The organism is Alphaproteobacteria bacterium US3C007, from assembly GCA_034423775.1.
Lineage (GTDB): Bacteria > Pseudomonadota > Alphaproteobacteria > Rhodobacterales > Rhodobacteraceae > Thalassovivens > Thalassovivens spotae.
In genome coordinates, this window is record CP139918.1 from 3,434,598 (window position 1) to 3,453,100 (window position 18,503).

Genomic DNA, 18,503 nt, shown 5'->3' on the forward strand with positions numbered 1-18,503 from the left:
CAAAAAGCCAAAAAGAACGAAGTTTATTCATCCAATTGCCGTCGCGGCTCTAGACAAGAACATCTTGGTTTCGCCATATACGGATATGGATTTAGACACACGATATCCCGGCATCTTCGACCTGAAACTGGCCGCAAAGCGCAAATTACCGCATTTTGTCTGGGAGTATCTTGATAGCGCCACCGGAACAGAAAGCACTCTTGTCAATAATCGCATCGCCTTTGATCAGGTGCGCATGATGCCATCGGTTTTACATGGGCCGCTCGCGGTTGATCTTAATTGCAATTTTTTAGGAAAAACCTTCGATCTGCCTTTTGGCGTTGCACCAGTGGGACTGTCGGGACTGATCTGGCCCAATGCCGAAACGCTGCTGGCGCGCAATGCTAAGGACAACAATCTACCCTATACCCTGTCAACGGTTGCGTGCCAAACGCCGGAAACCATTGGTCCTGTGGCAAACGGAAATGGCTGGTTTCAGCTTTACCCGCCGCGCGACCCTGAGATCCGCACAGATATGCTGAGCCGCGTTAAAAATGCGGGCTTTGATACTTTAGTCTTAACGGTTGATCTGCCCGTAGCCAGCCGGCGCGAACGCCAAACACGAAGCGGCATCACTCAGCCTCCAAGGCTTACGCCGCGCCTTCTGGCCCAAATCGCTCAAAAACCACATTGGGCGCTCGCAACGGCCGCCTTTGGGCGGCCCGCCATGCCGTTTTTGAACAAATATGCAAAGGTTAAACCTGGCATGCCCCCCACCGCCCATATCGGCTATTTGCTGCGGGCCTCGCCCGATGAGGCCTATCTACGCTGGCTTCGAGAAAATTGGCAGGGCTCGTTGATTGTCAAAGGTATTTTGAACCCCGATGATACCAAGCGGTTGGAACGCATTGGGGTCGACGCGTTATGGGTGTCAAACCATGCCGGCCGGCAATTTGACGGCGCGCCCGAAAGTATCAGCATGCTACCCAGTATTCGCCGTGCCACAACACTTCCGCTGATTTTTGACAGCGGTATTGAAAGCGGTTTGGATATCCTGCGCGCGCTTGCGCTGGGTGCAGATTTTGTGATGCTTGGGAAAGCATGGCATTATGCTTTGGGCGCGCTAGGGCCGCTGGGTCCGGCACATTTAACAGATATTTTACGCAAAGATCTTATCGCCAATATGGGCCAATTGGGGCTCGAAAATCTAAAAGACTGCGCCGGCAAAATAATCGCAAAACAGCCTGGTTAAGCTTTGGCGCGGCGCAAGCTTTAAACGGCGGCGGAACACCGATACACACCACGCCTTACATAAATTTTGACAATGAAAGCCGACAGTAGTAATTCTGCAGCGCAGCATGACGTAGGATACCCCCATCGTTTCAGATTTTCACGCGTAGACTTCAACCAAGGACGATCAAATGACTGATTTCAAAAAAATTCTTATTGCAAACCGCGGCGAAATTGCCATCCGCATCATGCGCGCTGCGAATGAAATGGGAAAGAAAACAGTCGCCGTTTTTGCCGAGGAAGATAAACTGGGCCTGCACCGCTTTAAGGCCGATGAAGCTTACCGCATTGGGGAAGGCTTAGGTCCCGTTGCCGCCTATCTATCAATTGATGAAATTATCCGGGTTGCGCTGGCATCGGGCGCAGATGCCATCCATCCAGGATACGGGTTGCTGTCTGAAAACCCTGATTTCGTTGATGCTTGCGTGAAGAATGATATTGCTTTTATCGGCCCTCGCGCGGAAACCATGCGCGCGCTTGGCGATAAAGCATCGGCGCGCCGCGTGGCGGTTGAAGCTGGTGTCCCGGTTATTCCCGCAACCGAAGTGCTTGGGGATGATGTTGCCGATATCGCGCGGCAAGCTGAAGATGTTGGCTATCCATTGATGTTAAAAGCCTCTTGGGGCGGCGGCGGGCGTGGCATGCGCCCCATCACCCATCCAGGCGAGCTGGAAGAAAAAGTGCTAGAGGGGCGCCGCGAAGCAGAAGCCGCCTTTGGCAATGGTGAGGGCTATTTAGAGAAGATGATTCTACGCGCCCGGCATGTTGAGGTGCAAATTCTGGGCGATAAACAGGGTGCGATCTATCACCTCTGGGAGCGTGATTGCTCTGTCCAGCGACGCAACCAAAAAGTCGTTGAGCGGGCACCAGCCCCCTATCTAAACGAGGCCCAGCGCGCAGAGCTCTGCGAATTGGGGCGGCGCATTTGCGCGCATGTGAATTATGAATGCGCAGGTACAGTTGAATTTTTGATGGATATGGACAGCGGTAAGTTTTACTTTATCGAGGTAAACCCCCGGGTACAGGTTGAGCATACTGTAACCGAAGAGGTCACCGGTATTGATATCGTTCAAGCACAAATTTTGATTGCCGAAGGCAAAACGCTGGCCGAGGCGACGGGAAAGCCATCGCAAACTGAGATTAGATTGAACGGTCACGCGCTTCAGACACGGATCACCACTGAAGACCCACAAAATAACTTTATTCCCGATTATGGGCGTTTAACCGCCTTTCGCAGCGCCACCGGCATGGGCATTCGCCTTGACGGCGGCACCGCCTATGCGGGCGGCGTCATCACGCGCTATTATGACTCGCTTTTGGTGAAAGTCACAGCCTGGGCACCCACGCCCCAAAAGGCGATTGCGCGTATGGATAGAGCGCTGCGCGAATTTAGAATTCGTGGTGTCAGCACAAATATTGCCTTTGTCGAAAACCTGCTCAAACACCCAATATTTTTGAGCAATGAATATACCACAAAATTTATCGATGACACGACAGACCTGTTCGATTTTAAAAGCCGTCGTGACAGAGGCACGCGCGTGCTCACTTACATCGCCGATATCAGCGTCAACGGGCATCCCGAAACAACCGACAGACCGCGCCCTGCAGCCGACATAAAGCCGCCAAAGCCTCCTAAAACTGAGGGTATTGCGCAGCCCGGAACCCGCAACCTGCTGGAAGAAAAAGGTCCCAAAGCCGTTGCGGATTGGATGTTGGATCAAAAAGCTTTGCTGCTAACTGACACAACGATGCGCGATGGGCATCAATCGCTTCTGGCGACCAGAATGCGTTCGATCGATATGATCAAAGCCGCCCCGGCCTATGCCAGCACGCTGCCTAATTTGTTGAGCGTCGAATGCTGGGGGGGCGCCACATTCGATGTCGCCTATCGGTTTTTACAAGAATGCCCTTGGCAAAGGTTGCGCGACCTCCGGGCCGCGATGCCAAACCTGATGACCCAAATGTTGCTGCGGGCCAGCAACGGTGTGGGCTATACGAATTATCCCGATAATGTGGTGCAAAGCTTCATCACGGAAGCTGCCAATGGCATTGATGTTTTTCGTATTTTTGACAGTCTGAACTGGGTTGAAAATATGCGCGTTGCGATGGATGGCGTGATAGACTCTGGAAAAATATGCGAAGCAAGCATTTGTTACACGGGTGATATTTTGAATCCGGACAGAGCAAAATATGACATAAAGTATTACGTTGCCATGGGCAAAGAGCTGCGCGATGCGGGCGCTCATATACTGGGCCTGAAAGATATGGCCGGATTGCTCAAACCGGCAGCTGCACGCCAGCTGATCACCGCTTTAAAAACCGAAGTTGGCTTGCCCATTCATTTCCACACGCATGATACATCAGGTTTGGCAGGTGCCACTTTATTAGCTGCGGCAGAGGCCGGTGTTGACGCGGTTGACGCGGCGATGGATGCGTTTTCTGGGGGCACATCGCAACCCTGCCTTGGATCAATTGTCGAAGCACTGCGCCATACCGAACGGGACACTCATTTAGATATCGATGCGATCCGCTCGTTAAGTGATTATTGGGACCATGTGCGTGCCCAATATACAGCGTTTGAAAGCGGGCTGGCAGCACCTGCATCCGAGGTATATCTGCATGAAATGCCCGGAGGGCAATTTACCAATTTGAAAGCGCAGGCACGTTCGCTCGGGCTTGAAGAAAAATGGCCCGCCGTGGCCAACACATATGCCGATGTGAACCAAATGTTCGGAGATATTGTTAAAGTCACCCCGTCATCTAAAGTCGTGGGCGATATGGCCTTGATGATGGTAAGCCAAGGCTTAACCCGTAGTAATGTGGAAGATCCCAATCTTGATCTGGCCTTTCCAGACAGCGTTGTCGACATGCTACGCGGCAATTTAGGCCAGCCTCCGGGTGGTTTTCCAGAAGCGCTTGTTAACAAAGTGTTAAAAGGCGAGGCCCCGATGACCACGCGCCCCGGGGCCGTTTTGCCCCCCGTGGATCTGGTCGCAGAACGCCTTGCACTGAGCGCGGCGCTGGACGGGCGCGAGGTTGATAACGAAGATTTAAATGGGTATTTGATGTACCCAAAAGTGTTCCTTGATTATATGGCGCGCCATAAAACCTACGGCCCCGTGCGCGCTTTGCCCACCAATACATTCTTCTATGGCATGCAACCTGGCGAAGAAATAACAGCGGAAATTGATCCCGGAAAAATTCTAGAAATTCGATTACAGGCCATCGGAGAAACCGATGAAAAAGGCGAAGTAAAGGTTTTCTTTGAATTGAATGGCCAGCCGCGTGTGATCCGCGTTCCCAATCGCTTGATCACATCACAAGCGATGTCTCGTCCAAAAGCAGAGCAAGGCAACGCAAACCATATTGGAGCCCCAATGCCGGGCGTCGTAGCTTCGCTGGCGGTCAGCACAGGGCAACACGTCAAAACCGGTGATCTGCTTTTGACTTTGGAAGCGATGAAAATGGAAACAGGCATACATGCCGAACGTGACGCCGTGATTAGCGCAGTACATGTGCAGGCTGGCGGGCAAATCGATGCCAAAGATTTACTGATAGAATTTCAACCGGATGAGGCGTCTTAGACCCGTGGCCCTGGCCGCACGCCAAAACATCCAGTTTACAAGTGGGCGGTCGGACATCTCGGCTTGCCCCGTATCTGGAAGAAAAAATCACGACAGAGTGCATTTTACCCCTTGCGGGCGGATCAAGTTGTTTATATCACGCGCCTACCCACAGGATGCGGGCGTAGCTCAGGGGTAGAGCGTTACCTTGCCAAGGTAAATGTCGTGAGTTCGAATCTCATCGCCCGCTCCAATCTTCTTTAAATCAATAAAATAAATGACTTAGAGTGTATTGGCGCACTGTTCTGTAACTCGGTTATTATGCATTCTTAACCAAAAAGGGCCCCTAATTTCACAGAGGGCCGATCTCATTGTCCGCTCCAATTTAAATTTTACCCTTGCAAACAAACGCTTAAAAGAAGGTGGCCTTAAGGTTACCACCTCGGTTTTATAGCTTGATTATTTTGCGCACCCTAAAATGAACGCGGCGCCATGATTTCGCGTAAGGTCGACGGATTTAGCAGTGCCCATCTGGTTGCTAATCCGAGCATCGCCCCGAGCGAGGCCCGTGATAATATTCGAATGATGATATACATAGCTGGATAAGCTAAAACATAAAAACCGCTTATGTTGGATCTGAAAAGCTCAACCCCGATCACCCTCTGATATCAACTGGCTCTCTGTTCCTACTGCGCAAAATATGCCGTCGGCATGCAACACAATCCACCGGCGGCTAGATATTTGCGGTGAAACGCTTTAACGGGGTTTGGCGATTGAAGACGATCTCTTCACAGTCAGCGGCAATACTCAAATCGCCATTTGGTTGGTAAGCGCGATAACAGACGCCAGCTTTAACATCAGCCTCCGAGCGGCTCTACCAGCATCAGACAATCGCCAACGCCGCGCAGTACCTTGATGCCTTAAGATAATTCCAACTGCCAACGCACTACCCAATTCGCCGACATGCGAGGTGCTCGGCAATCTATCGCTTGGCGGTGGACCTTTGGGATCTTATTCACAACATATGAAAATGAGAATGGTCTATAGGTGACCCTCAACCGGCTCGGACGCGCCCGCTACGAAAAAATTACGCCTCAAAGCGCGGAGCGATGCGATGCGATGAGTTATCTGCCTATCCTGTATATCTAAGAGCAAACAAATTGACGGATACAAAACAAATTCGTCACCCCTTTAATAAATAACTTTTGGTATTTTATATAAGTCTTGACCTCTTATGTTATTCTAGCCTTTTCTGGCCCCAATTAATTTGCATCTGTTCGAGAAAGAGCGTCGCATGACACGCTTATCTCACCCCATCTGTGCGCTTGGAGCCGATATGAGTAATGTCTTTCCGCGAAATATCGCCAGTCCGCCTCCCATTGCTGTTGCTGGGCAGGGCTGTTATTTATATGATGAACACGGAAAAAAATATTTTGATGGATCTGGCGGCGCGGCGGTATCCTGCCTTGGGCATGGCGATCCTGAAATTATTGACGCGCTAAAAACACAAGCAGAAACATTGGCCTTCGCGCATACGGGGTTTTTCACCAGTGCAACCGCAGAACAACTTTCCAGCCTGCTCAGCACGCATGCTCCCGCCGGCCTTGAGAAAGTCTATTTCGTCTCGGGCGGCTCTGAGGCAGTGGAAGCCGCGATCAAACTGGCGCGGCAATTTCATGTTGAACATGGGCAGCCGCAGCGGCGCCACTTAATAGCCAGACGACAAAGTTATCACGGCAATACGTTGGGTGCATTGGCTGCTGGGGGCAATCAATGGCGGCGCGCGCAATTCGAACCAATCTTAGCGCCGGCCTCGCATATTGCACCCTGTTATGAATATGCTGAAAAGCAGCCGTCTGAAACGCCTATACAATATGCCCAGCGCACCGCACAAGAATTGGAAGATGAGATCTTGCGCCTAGGCCCTGACACAGTGATGGCCTTCATAGCCGAACCGGTTGTGGGGGCAACCATGGGCGCTGTGCCAGCCGTTGAAGGGTATTTCAAACTTATACGCGAAATCTGCGATCGCTATGGTGTTTTGCTGATTTTTGACGAGGTAATGTGTGGAATGGGGCGCACGGGCCACCTGTTTGCTTGCGAAGCAGATGGGGTTACCCCAGATATATTATGCATAGCGAAGGGCCTTGGGGCCGGTTATCAGCCAATCGGAGCAATGTTGTGCCACAAGAACATCTATGCGGTTCTGGAACAGGGTTCAAAATTGTTTCAACATGGCCATACGTATAACGCGCATCCTATGGCCTGCGCGGCTGGCTTGGCCGTGCTGAACGCGATTTTAGACCGCCACCTGCTGGTCAATGTGCAACGAAGCTCTGAGCTTTTATTTTCAGACTTACGCGCGCGTTTCGCGCAGCACCCTTTTATTGGCGATATCAGAGGCCGCGGCTTGTTTATTGGTCTTGAAATCGTGGAAGATAAAGGCCTGAAAAAACCCTTTCATCCGAAACGCAATATTGCGGCGCAACTGAAGGCAGATGCGTTTCAAAATGGCCTAATTTGTTATCCAATGCGCGGCACCAGAGACGGAGAATTTGGCGATCACCTCCTGCTTGCCCCCCCCTTTATTATGGACGATAGCAATATCACCGAACTGGCAGATCTGGTCGAAAGCGCGGTTTTGAAGATTGCAGCCACTGCCTAGAAAAATTTATTTGCGATCAGAGTGCCAGCGGTGCCGTGCGCTGGTTTTTTACTTAAGCTGTTCAGAGTAAATCTGAAGAACCGCATCATCTGGATTGTCCGGCCAACTTGGCAACTCCAAGGTGTAGTAAGATAACAAAGACCACAAACTACCAAATCACTATCAATTGCCCCATTTAGGTTACACGTTGGGCAGGACCAAGCTGCGTGGTTTTATGTCCATAGCCCCTCATGCTTGGCTCTGGGTCCATGGGCCTGCGCAAAATGGCCCAGTCACCTGGGGCTAGGCTTGATTTAACAAAATGGAGAGTATTTTTGCATCAGACAGCGTTAAAAATTGCCCTGCCCACAAAGGCGGCTTATCCGACTGGCGAGAGCTTGAGGGCAATACGATTGAAACGTTCATCTCGCTTGCCGAGGTGGACCTAGCCAATAAAAAGCCGCAGGAACAAGCTTATTTGGAAAAGTTTGGCATCAAACCGGCGAGCGCGCTGTTCGAAATGCATTTTGAGCCTCTGCGCTTTCTCTATGATGGCCTGATACCAGCTGTAGGCCTTACGCTTTTGGCAGCGCTGCCCAAGGTTGGTAAATCATGGTTTGTATTGAACTTGGCAAAGCACATAGACGCTGATGGCATTCCCGTTCATTACCTCGCTGCCGAAGATAATGTGCGGCGCCTGAAAGATCGTGTTCAAGCCGTATTCAGCGGTTACGTTCAGCACCTCACTTACCATGCCGTCATGTCGACAGGAGAAAAGCTATCACGCGGTGCAGCGGCTCTTTCCCACATTGAACTGGTCGCCAAGGGAACAAAAGCCCACTGCATAGTCATCGATATGGTGCAAAGCATTATGATGCCCAGCGCTAATAATAAAAATTATGACCAGACCGTCGAAGAATTTGACGGCCTGCGCAAACTTGCGCACAAGCTCGGAATAGCGATTGTCGTTGTGCATCACTGCAAAAAGACGTCAGAGGTGTCCAACGCGCCGCTTGAGAAGGTTATCGGCAGCATTGGAATAACCGGCACAGCAGAAACGATCCTTGTTATGGAGCAACAGACTGGCACCAAAGACTGCAAGCAGTATGTGACCGGCAAAGACGTCGAACAGTGCGAAAAGTATGTAAACTGGAATGGTCATAGCTTTGATATGGGCGATGACGTTCGTGAGGCGCAGCTCGGCGCAACGCAGAAACTCGTGCTTGAACTGATCAGGGAAAGCCCGCGCTGCATGCAAAAGCACATCGTGGACACGACAGGCAAGGATCAGAGCCAAGTCGCAAAAGCAATAGATCGGCTCATTGAGGTCGGTTTGGTCGTCAAAAAAGAAGGTAGGCTCATGGCGCAGTAGCTATCACACGAGTCATATCTTTCATATTTCACATCTAAACATGACAGATATGATAGGCGTGACAGGGGTAAGCTGTAAAGCCTAATAACTATTATCATTCGATGATTTAAGTTTAGGCATTTTCTAAAGTAGCTTGAAGGAAAATTTTTTGTTTTTCGTTGAGACCAAACCCCTTCTCAATCAGCTCCGGTAAAACTGAAATCAAACTTTCCACAACAAGACGTTGCTTAGGCAGCATAGAGCTAAATATGCATTTGTTATGTCGCGCGCCATCCCCAACAACTAGGCGAAGCTTTTCTATTTTACCGTTCGATTTTTTGAACGTGATTTTATTGCATTTATCTACATCGTTTGAAGCCGGATCTAATAAAACCTTATTAGCTGAGACTTGTATTCTAAAAAGCTCAGGTATCGCTGATTCAAAATTGCCAGTCTTAAAATCGAGCATTATCTCAAAACGTAGACCCTCGATTGTCTGATTTCCAAGATTTAAATTTTTCACCCTAACCTGGAACCCTTGATAGTTTTCTTCTCTGGGCAAAACGCGAAATTCTGCCATTTCAAAGCTTAAAGGATCTTTTTCTATGTCTTGAGGGTCACTTTTATTTGGAAAATCAGAAAGTGAAGCATAAATACAGCCCAGCCCAAAGCCGACCATACCGTCAACTGCCGCGGGTGCTTTTTTAACTTCGCTCTTCAAAAGATCTAATAATTCAGTTGTAACATAGCTCTCTGGATAGCGGTACGCGTAGATGTAGAGCCAAGCGTTGCCATTCGGAAAACTAAGGTGATCGCTAAATTCTTGCTTATCTGGCGTGTAAACTGAATTATGTGCAATTTTTGCCCATTTATTTAAGTACGAATGATCTTGAAACGCTTTTATAAAAAGCTCGCCTGCTTTTTCAACTTTAAGGTCGAGTTTTTTCGGAATCTCAAATCCATGCCGGCGTGCCAATTCAAGAGTGATCATAATCTCTTTCATACCGTCATGATGATACCATAACGCTTTATTGCCTCGCGTTGTCCTATTTCGTATCGACCCATCTTCTAAAATATCTTCATCCAATTGCAGAAGCAGCTTATCGATCATCTTCACACTCGACTTACCTTCAAGTTGAGTTTTTAAAATTTTTGGCCAATACCACCCGTGGTCCAATCCAAAATACACATCGGCAGGCGCTTTATTTCTCGCAAAAAACTTTTCAAACCATGCCTGAATAACTGAATGCCTATTATCATCACGTTTATAGAATTTAAGGGCCATATTGTAACCGTAAGCGAGATGCATAATATGCATCTGAACCGTGGAATGATCCTTAATCAGTGATAGATCCTGACCACTCGGTTCTGTCCATTCAGTACACTTTTTGTAATTTAATCTGCCGTTTGATGTGCATTGCACGGTGTCAAGGAAAGCGTTGTTAGACGCCCAATAAGACAACGCCTGCAATGCGATTTCGCCATCATCGCTTTTGCCTTGCGACATATAACTCGTCATTAATCGAGAGAAATCGAGTATAAATTCATCTAAAAGCTTCGCATTTTGAACAGTGTCGATATTGTCCATGCGACTATTAAAGCCTGCAATCTTCATAGGCACGGCAGAGCTTAAAGTTTTTGATAGCCTTTGCTTTGCCCGTTTAGGATCACCACCACAAATTTTTCTGAGATTAACTTTTTCGATTTGTGAAAATTTTTGTAAAACGTCTGTGGGAACGATAAAATTTCCGTTCCAACCGATATCGAAGGTATCAGAATAAATATTAAAATATTTTTCACGCAAAGTGTTTATGGAAAAATCATTCACACCTTTGAGGGCATTGATACCGTGATCTTCGTAGAATTTTGACAGCGCGGCCTGTGATTTTTTCCCTAAAATTCCGTCTACTTTTCCAACCTTATAGCCAAGCGCGTTAAGAAGTGCTTGAGTTTCGAATTTTTCATTTACTGCCTCGGCAACTGCGCCAGTTGAAAAAGTAATCAGAAATAAAATCGATAAAATGCGGATAACCATGCAAGCTCTTCCTTTCAAATGTCTTTGAAATTATACTACGTCCAATTTATGATAAATTTTAAAGATTGAAAAATTGAACCGTGATAAAAAGATTACCCTTTCCCGCTAATCCAGCTTTTAAATGCCGAGACACCTCTGATTATCCGTAGATAGCCCCTGAGATCTGACCGGCGACAGCTCGAACGTGTCCTTAGGTGGGTTACTGGATAGGCACCGCGCCATTGCATACCTTTAGCAGTGTGATTTCCCTAAACGTTTGGAACCTCTCTCCAAGGCTTTTTTCAATGCAAGGGCACGAACACTTGCTAGCTCAATCTTATGCGTTGTAATCTTGAACAAGTGCTTCAAATAGGCGCGCAACGGCTTCGGCGCCTGGATCAACATGGCCCTCAAGCTGTTCCGGATTTAGGTATGTTGCACGCCCGGCTTTAGCGGTTGTAAGCGTGGCTGTATACTCTGCACCCTTACGCGCCGCCAACGCGGCTTGTTTTAAACCATCTTTTAATGCGTCCAGCGCAGGCAACAATGCGTCGATCATAGTACGATCTCCGGGATTGGCGCCGCCAATTTCGCGCATTCGATCCAGACCTTCCTGTAGCGCCTCGCGCATAGGCTTCCCAGATGAGGATGCATCCCCAGCCGCGGCAAAGAAAATAGCAAGTAAAACGCCTGATGATCCCCCCATCGTTTGACTGAGCTCCAACCCGATTGCGCGGAATAATTGTGTGTGATCCGCGAGAGGCAACGTATCCATCGCTCCAATAAGCGCCGTCGCGGCGCTCGCCAGCGTCGAGCCGGTATCACCATCTCCTGATTTAGCATCTAGGGCATTCAGGTCGTCTTGCGATGAGATAAGCACGCGGCAACAATGGGTCAAGAATGCCTTCGTAGGGTTATGAGGAGATGCAGGTGTGCGTACCGGAGAAAGCCCGTCAGGCAGAGGTAAAATAGTTGTCTCTAAAATTGATTTACAGCCAGGCCAACCTGGAACCGACACCATTTGATCGAAAAGAGCTTCATCATCTTCGGAAAGCTCCATAACAGAAACAGAAAACCCGTGCATGTCTAGAGCCGTCATCATAGCATTGGGTCCAATCAGAATTTTAATTTGCCCCCCTATAGAAGAGGATAATAGCTCGTTCGTCAGAACAGACATTTCTAGAACAGAAGAACCCCCAAGGTTATTTATAAGCGCGACATGAGGTGTTTTGGGCATTGAATTAGATAACCGGTCAACCACTTGGGAAATCGCATTTCTTGCCCCCTTGAAAAGTACCTGTTCAACACCAGCTTCCCCGTGAATGCCAAGCCCCAGTTCCACCATGCCTTTTGGAATGCGTTCTTCTTTTAATGATCCTGGAACTGTACAGGTATCAAGCGACATGCCGATGCTACAGCTTGCTTTTATAACTCTGTCAGCGCTCGCGACACACTCCTCAAGGGTTGCACCATTTTCGGCCAGCGCACCAGCGATCTTGTGAACGAAAAGTGTTCCAGCCAAGCCACGCGCTTGTGGAAGGTTAGGAAGAGCAATGTCATCATCAACAATTACGATACTGACTTTTAGCCCAAAGGCCCGCGCCCGCTCAGCAGCCAACCCAAAATTCAACCGATCACCCGTATAATTCTTAACTATCAACAAGCACCCCGCAGGACCTGTCACCGCAAGAATTCCAGCCAGCACGGCATCTACCGAAGGAGAGGCAAATACATCCCCACAAACCGCTGCAGTGAGCATTCCGCGTCCGACAAATCCAACATGAGCGGGTTCATGCCCAGAGCCTCCACCGGATACCAAGGCAACTTTGGACTTATCCCAGTCGCTTCGAACGACCACGCGAATATGTGGATAGCCATCAAGCCTTGTCAGCGCGCCGCCGGACGCAACGATTGCCCCATCAATAGCGTCGGTGACAATTTTTTCTTTATCATTGATAAACTGTTGCATCTCTTCCCCCATCAAAAAATGCGCGCGCCTGCAGCGTCGAAATAATATGGTTGTTTTGGTTGAATTTTAATATTGTCACCTGATTTCAGAAGAGTATGAGCTTCTGTTACAGTGATTAGACGATGATTCTTGAAGTCTAAATGCAAACGAGTTTGATCTCCTAAGTGCTCAATACGCTTGACCGTGGCGTCTTCACCTTCACCTTGAAAAATATGTTCTGGCCTCAACCCAATCAGTTCTGCATTAGTGGGCTTGCCAGCAAATAAATCAGCAGGAAGGATATTTATGCGGGGCAAACCAAGGCGCCCAGCCGAATAAACATTGACGGGATCTTCATATATCTCGCGTGGGCTGCCAAACTGGATTAATTTACCTTTGTCCAAAACACCTACATGGGTTGCCATCGTCATCGCTTCGATCTGATCATGTGTGACATAAAGCAAAGTAGCCCCAGATGTTGCCTGAATTCTTTTCAGCTCAATGCGAAGATCTGCCCGTAATTTAGCGTCAAGAGAACTAAGAGGTTCATCCATCAGATATACTGATGGATTGCGTACCAAGGCCCTTCCTATTGAAACGCGTTGCATCTCACCACCCGAAAGAGCCGTGGCTTTATTGTCAAGTTTGTGGCTTATCTGAAGAACCTCAGCCACCTCTCCGACCTTAAGGTTAATCGTTGCCTGAGGCGTCTTTAATGCCGGCGATTTTAATGGAAATTCCAAATTTTCCCGAACTGTCAAATGCGGGTAGAGCGAATATTGCTGGAACACCATTGCAACATCTCTTTGGGCCGGCGTCAGCGTGGACATATCGCGACCGCCAATGAAGACTTGCCCTTGATCTGGCTTATCCAAGCCAGACACCATACGCAGGGTTGTGGTTTTTCCCGCACCCGTAGGGCCTAACAGCACGACAAAAGATCCGTCGGGAACGGTCATCGTCAAGTCATCAAGCGCTACGTCTTCTCCAAAAGATTTGGAAACCTTTTTTAAAGCGACCTCAGCCATTAAGAAGCACTCCGTTATTCGCCTCGCTTTTAAGAGCCTGGCCATTGCGGGCGTTGAATATTGTTACCGTACGTGGGTCAAAGGAAAGGCCGGTCTTGTCGCCAATTAAGACCTTGTTCGAGGAAGAGGAGCGCACCTTAACAATCCCAGTCATAGTATTCAGCGTGATAATTTGGGTTGTTCCTAGATATTCAACTGCTGATATTTCGCCTCGGAAATGAGCATTATCATCCAAACGAATATGTTCCGGGCGCACGCCAAAGGTCAGATCACCGCTTTGCCCCTCCAACAAGCGCGGGATTTCAAAGGTAGCGTTACCAAAGCTTACATTTGTTGCGCCTTTTCCCGCAGTGCCCTGAAAATCAAGAAAATTCATTGGCGGCGATCCGATAAACTCTGCAACAAACTTAGTTGCAGGCCAATCATAGATACTTTGTGGAACGCCAAATTGTTCGACAACGCCATGGTTCATCACAACAATCTTGTCCCCCATTTGCATAGCCTCAAGCTGGTCATGGGTCACGTAAACAGTGGTTGCGTTCATCCGGTCATGCAATGCACGTAACTCTTCAGACATATGTTCGCGAAACTCTGCATCCAAAGCCCCTAAAGGTTCATCCATAAAGAACGCCTTTGGGTCTCGAACGATGGCTCGCCCCAAAGCCACACGCTGCCTGTCCCCACCAGAAAGCCCACCAACGGGTCGATCCAATATTTCGGTAATACCCAAGATTTCAGCGATTTCCCCAACTTTTTGTTTGATGGCAGCCCGTGGCATTCCCTGACTTTTAAGCGGGTAACTGATATTCTTGCCGACATTCATATGTGGGTAAAGCGCGAACATCTGAAAGACGAATGCAATATCCCGCTGGCTTGCAGGCTTCATACCAACCTCTTCGCCGTCGATGTAAATCTCACCCTTGGTGGGCAGTTCGAGTCCGGCCATCATGCGCAAGGTTGTCGTTTTACCACAACCAGATGGACCAAGCAGCATAAAGAATTCTCCATCCTCAACAGTAAAAGAAGAAGATTGGACCGCGGTGAAATCCCCGAAATCTTTGCGCACATTTTCAATTCTAATCTGGGCCATAGGCTTATTCCGGAAAATGGCTGACGATGATAAACATCACAGTGCCAACCAAAGTTACGATGAATGAATAGGTGTAAACGATAAGTAAAAAGGGTTGCATAAGCATGATAACGCCCACCGCGATTAAGATGGAGGCGACCATCTCCCATGAACCACGTTTTAGATGCAACAGGCCGGTGAAGAAGGATCTCATTTGCGGACGGCTCCAAAAGTTATGCCCCGTAAGAGATGTTTGCGCAGCAGCACAGTGAAAACCATCACGGGAACCAGAAAAATTGTCGCTCCTGCGGCTACGGCAGGCCAATCCTTGCCATTTACACCAATAATATTTGGAATGAATGGCGGGGCTGTTTGCGCGGTACCGGATGTCAGCAATACGGCAAAGGCATATTCATTCCAGGCGAATATCAAGCAAAAGATAGCGGTTGATGCGATCCCTGTGGCAGCTTGAGGCAGCACCACTTTATAGAAGGCCTGAAAGCGCGTATATCCATCAATCAAAGCTGCCTCTTCGTATTCTATTGGAATTTCGTCAATAAAACCTTTCAGCAACCAAACAGAAAGCGACAGATTTACCGCTGTGTAGAGAAGGATCATACCCAGATGGGTATCATTAAGGCCAAGATTTCGAAACATAAGGAAAATTGGAATAGCCACGGCAATTGGAGGCATCATGCGTGTGGAGAGGATGAAGAACAAAAGATCATCCTTTAATGGGACTTTGAACCGGCTAAAGGCGTAGGCTGCCATCGTTCCAAGCACCATACAAAGTGCGGTTGAGCCAAACCCGATGATAATCGAATTTAAAAAACGTTCGCCATAGCGAGAGGGTCCGCTAATTACTGTGCCGCGCTCACGCGCAATTATGTCATACCAAGTTTTTGGTGGACCTGCCTCTTGGATCATTTTCTCAGTGGCGCGGGTTCGGTCTGTAAACAGGTTTACATAGCCCTCTAGCGTGGGCTCAAACACTACGACTGGTGGATAGGCTATGGAGTCTGCAGGGGATTTAAAGCCTGTGGCAATGATCCACAAAAGCGGCATTATGGTAAGGATCGCATAGGCAACAACTAAAATTCCAGCAAACCATTTAGTATTTTTTGTGGGGTCAGTTACAGAGAAACTCATCTTTCCTTAACCTTATTGAGAGCCTTCACATAAATTGACGCCAGTCCAAACACCGTCACAAAAAGGATCACAGCATAGGCGGAAGAATAGCCGGTTCGCCATTTTTCAAAAGCTTCACGCTTGAGGTCGATTGACGTCAGCGTGGTTGTATTTCCTGGCCCACCGCCCGTAAGCTGAACAACTAGGTCGAACATCTTGAAGTTTTCAATGCCTCGAAATAGAACCGCCAACATTAAAAATGGCAATACCATTGGTATTGTAATAGTCCAGAATTGTCGCCACTTGCTCGCACGGTCACATTCTGCTGCCTCGTAAATACTATCAGGAATAGAGCGCAAACCCGCCAAACAAATCAGCATCACAAAGGGTGTCCACATCCAAGTGTCAGCAATTACAATTGCCCAAGGCGCTAGGTGAACATCACCGATCATCGAAAAGTCCGCAGGGTTTCCCCGAGTGAAAAAAGTAACCACGTAATTGAACAGCCCAATCTGGGGCTGGTACAGAAAAGTCCAAAAGTTTCCAACCACGGCAGGTGACAGCATCATCGGGAAAACAATGATCGTCGTCCATAAATCATTGCCTTTAAATTTCTTATTGATGAGGTATGCCAGGGCAAATCCTATCAGCACTTGAATAATAATCGTCCATATCAGAAAATGTGCAGTTGCCTGCATCGTATTCCAGATATCAGAATCCGATAGAATACGCTCATAATTGCGCAATCCAATCCACTCTACATCCCGGTTAGGGCGATTAACGCGATAGTTAGTGAAGCTCAGCCTAATCGTCCAAATGAGTGGAAAGATATTAACGGCAAGCAACAAGAAGATTGTGGGTGCAACAAAAATCCAAGCGATAGTGCGGTCAGATAAGCCTTTGATCTTATGAACGATCCCAGAAGGCGTCTTTTTGGCAACGATATCGATGGGGCCTGTAGCCATTTGTTCATACCTTTCACGCAAGCTAAATAGCTAAGCATGCAAATCAATAAAGTGAAGAAATTATCATCTCACTTGACGTTCAGTCAATCGGGAGTGTCAGGCCAGGATCCCTGGCCTGACAAAAGTTTCTAAAGCTTTCCTTCGTCTTCGAAAACTTCGATCCAATCGCTTACAAGCCCGTCAAGAGCTTCTTGAGCTGTACCTTCTCCGGCAACGACATAGTTGTGCACTCGTTCCTGCATCGGCAACAGAAGATCTGCATATGCAGGCTCTGCCCAGAAGTCTTTCACGATTGCCATACTATCCAGAAACGTTTGTGCATAGGGTTGGCTGGTCGCAAAACCCGGGTCTTCAACCACGGCCTTCAGCGCCGAGTAACCGCCAAGCTCCCACCATTTGGCTTGCACGTCTGGTTTGGAAAACCACTGAATATACTCCAAAGCGGCATCTTGTTTCTCAGAATATGCAACTACTGAAATTCCTTGCCCCCCTAGCTGAGCGAATTGGCCAGCAGGCCCTGCGGGGTTTGGGAAATAACCAGAACGACCGCTGCCTACATTATCATCTGCTTCGACCCCGGGCCAAATAAACGCAAAATTCATCTGCATTGCGACCTGACCAGAACGATAGGCATCAATGTTTTCACCCATATACCAGTTTGAAGACCCTGGAGGCGTTGCATTGTCATAAAGCTCTTTGTAAAATTCAAGACCGGCAACTGCGCCGGCAGAGTTTACAAAGCCATCAATATCATAGGGTTTAGCTGGGTTTTCATACTCAAAGCCATAATTATACAAGGCATTGGTCACCCCCATCGTAATACCTTCAGATCCACGTTCAGTGTAGATCGCAGCACCGTAGACGGTCGTTCCGTCAATATCACGACCCTGAAAAAATTCAGCGATATCTTTTAACTCTTCAAGAGATGAGGGCACCCCTAAATCGCGTCCATGTTTTCCTTTAAATTCAGCCTGTAATTCGGGGCGGTCGAACCAATCCTTGCGGTAGGTCCAACCCACGACATCGCCAAACGCGGGCAATGCGTAGTAATTCGGTGTATTCTTTGGCCACTCTGCATAGCCTGTCACGGTTGCGGGTATGAAATCATCCATCGTAATATTATTGGCGTCAAAAAAATCGTTCAACTTCACGTAGTGACCATTTTCAGCGCCGCCACCAATCCATTGGCTATCGCCAATCATTAGATCGCAAAGCTGTCCGCCTGAGTTCAGTTCATTTAACATACGGTCAGCAAAGCTGGTCCATGGAACAAATTCAAAGCTCATGTTGTGCCCAGATTGCTGCTCAAAGTCTTTACTAAGCTCTATCAGCGCATTGGCGGGATCCCATGCGGCCCAACAAAGCGTGAGGTCTTCAGCTGTGGCGATAGATGGAAGCCCCGCGGTGGCAATTGCACCGGCTGCAGCGGTCATCATTAATTTAGTTTTCATTGTTCTCTCCTCCCAAACAAGCAAGGATCCAAGCCCTCGTGCCGCGACCCTCTGGGGTTAAGAAGTAATGAGG

12 protein-coding genes and 1 tRNA gene are annotated in these 18,503 nt (G+C 48.4%); 5 read left to right on the forward strand and 8 right to left on the reverse strand.

Translation table 11 applies throughout. The annotated features are described in order from the left end of the window. Positions 1 to 85 precede the first annotated feature (85 nt). The 5 genes from UM181_16430 (at position 86) to UM181_16450 (ending at position 8,848) form a co-directional block, all read left to right on the forward strand. Positions 86 to 1,231 carry an alpha-hydroxy acid oxidase gene (locus UM181_16430; GenBank protein WQC62875.1) on the forward strand — a complete coding sequence of 382 codons (1,146 nt, stop codon included), beginning with the start codon at positions 86 to 88 and terminating at the stop codon, positions 1,229 to 1,231. Positions 1,232 to 1,400: 169 nt separating this feature from the next. After that, the gene (locus tag UM181_16435; protein ID WQC62876.1) at positions 1,401 to 4,853 is read left to right on the forward strand and encodes a pyruvate carboxylase; all 3,453 of its coding nucleotides are present in this window, start codon (positions 1,401 to 1,403) and stop codon (positions 4,851 to 4,853) included. A 157-nt stretch (positions 4,854 to 5,010) separates the two neighbouring features. Beyond that, positions 5,011 to 5,085: transfer RNA gene (locus UM181_16440), tRNA-Gly, on the forward strand. A gap of 1,083 nt (positions 5,086 to 6,168) precedes the next feature. Then, positions 6,169 to 7,497 (forward strand): aspartate aminotransferase family protein, encoded by a 1,329-nt coding sequence (locus UM181_16445; protein ID WQC64788.1) that lies wholly within the window; start codon positions 6,169 to 6,171, stop codon positions 7,495 to 7,497. 301 nt (positions 7,498 to 7,798) lie between these two features. Further along, positions 7,799 to 8,848 carry an AAA family ATPase gene (locus UM181_16450; GenBank protein ID WQC62877.1) on the forward strand — a complete coding sequence of 350 codons (1,050 nt, stop codon included), beginning with the start codon at positions 7,799 to 7,801 and terminating at the stop codon, positions 8,846 to 8,848. Between the two features lie 112 nt (positions 8,849 to 8,960). Here the strand turns inward: UM181_16450 and UM181_16455 are convergent, their stop codons facing one another. The 8 genes from UM181_16455 to UM181_16490 form a co-directional block, all read right to left on the reverse strand. Further along, complete coding sequence (locus tag UM181_16455; GenBank protein ID WQC62878.1) at positions 8,961 to 10,862, reverse strand: hypothetical protein; 1,902 nt, start codon at positions 10,860 to 10,862, stop codon at positions 8,961 to 8,963. A 316-nt stretch (positions 10,863 to 11,178) separates the two neighbouring features. Then, positions 11,179 to 12,810 carry a dihydroxyacetone kinase subunit DhaK gene (locus tag UM181_16460; protein WQC62879.1) on the reverse strand — a complete coding sequence of 544 codons (1,632 nt, stop codon included), beginning with the start codon at positions 12,808 to 12,810 and terminating at the stop codon, positions 11,179 to 11,181. Positions 12,811 to 12,821: 11 nt separating this feature from the next. Continuing rightward, positions 12,822 to 13,817, reverse strand: a complete 996-nt coding sequence (locus tag UM181_16465; GenBank protein WQC64789.1) for an ABC transporter ATP-binding protein — start codon at positions 13,815 to 13,817, stop codon at positions 12,822 to 12,824. Continuing rightward, the gene (locus tag UM181_16470) at positions 13,810 to 14,907 is read right to left on the reverse strand and encodes an ABC transporter ATP-binding protein (GenBank protein WQC62880.1); all 1,098 of its coding nucleotides are present in this window, start codon (positions 14,905 to 14,907) and stop codon (positions 13,810 to 13,812) included. The genes UM181_16465 and UM181_16470 overlap by 8 nt, the downstream gene beginning before the upstream one ends. Before the next feature lie 4 nt (positions 14,908 to 14,911). Beyond that, on the reverse strand, positions 14,912 to 15,100 hold the full coding sequence (locus tag UM181_16475; protein WQC62881.1) for a hypothetical protein: 189 nt from the start codon (positions 15,098 to 15,100) through the stop codon (positions 14,912 to 14,914). Beyond that, a complete protein-coding gene (locus UM181_16480; protein WQC62882.1) occupies positions 15,097 to 16,035 on the reverse strand; it encodes a carbohydrate ABC transporter permease in 939 nt (312 codons plus the stop codon). The genes UM181_16475 and UM181_16480 overlap by 4 nt, the downstream gene beginning before the upstream one ends. Further along, positions 16,032 to 16,979, reverse strand: a complete 948-nt coding sequence (locus UM181_16485) for a sugar ABC transporter permease (protein ID WQC62883.1) — start codon at positions 16,977 to 16,979, stop codon at positions 16,032 to 16,034. The genes UM181_16480 and UM181_16485 overlap by 4 nt, the downstream gene beginning before the upstream one ends. A 128-nt stretch (positions 16,980 to 17,107) precedes the next feature. Beyond that, a complete protein-coding gene (locus tag UM181_16490) occupies positions 17,108 to 18,430 on the reverse strand; it encodes an extracellular solute-binding protein (GenBank protein WQC62884.1) in 1,323 nt (440 codons plus the stop codon). Positions 18,431 to 18,503: the final 73 nt, after the last annotated feature.

Coding starts and splice junctions, on each gene's coding strand:
- UM181_16430 (WQC62875.1), top strand. CDS start 86: ATGGATTTAGACACACGATATCCCGGCATCTTCGACCTGAAACTGGCC.
- UM181_16435 (WQC62876.1), top strand. CDS start 1,401: ATGACTGATTTCAAAAAAATTCTTATTGCAAACCGCGGCGAAATTGCC.
- UM181_16445 (WQC64788.1), top strand. CDS start 6,169: ATGAGTAATGTCTTTCCGCGAAATATCGCCAGTCCGCCTCCCATTGCT.
- UM181_16450 (WQC62877.1), top strand. CDS start 7,799: ATGGAGAGTATTTTTGCATCAGACAGCGTTAAAAATTGCCCTGCCCAC.
- UM181_16455 (WQC62878.1), bottom strand. CDS start 10,862: ATGGTTATCCGCATTTTATCGATTTTATTTCTGATTACTTTTTCAACT.
- UM181_16460 (WQC62879.1), bottom strand. CDS start 12,810: ATGCAACAGTTTATCAATGATAAAGAAAAAATTGTCACCGACGCTATT.
- UM181_16465 (WQC64789.1), bottom strand. CDS start 13,817: ATGGCTGAGGTCGCTTTAAAAAAGGTTTCCAAATCTTTTGGAGAAGAC.
- UM181_16470 (WQC62880.1), bottom strand. CDS start 14,907: ATGGCCCAGATTAGAATTGAAAATGTGCGCAAAGATTTCGGGGATTTC.
- UM181_16475 (WQC62881.1), bottom strand. CDS start 15,100: ATGAGATCCTTCTTCACCGGCCTGTTGCATCTAAAACGTGGTTCATGG.
- UM181_16480 (WQC62882.1), bottom strand. CDS start 16,035: ATGAGTTTCTCTGTAACTGACCCCACAAAAAATACTAAATGGTTTGCT.
- UM181_16485 (WQC62883.1), bottom strand. CDS start 16,979: ATGGCTACAGGCCCCATCGATATCGTTGCCAAAAAGACGCCTTCTGGG.
- UM181_16490 (WQC62884.1), bottom strand. CDS start 18,430: ATGAAAACTAAATTAATGATGACCGCTGCAGCCGGTGCAATTGCCACC.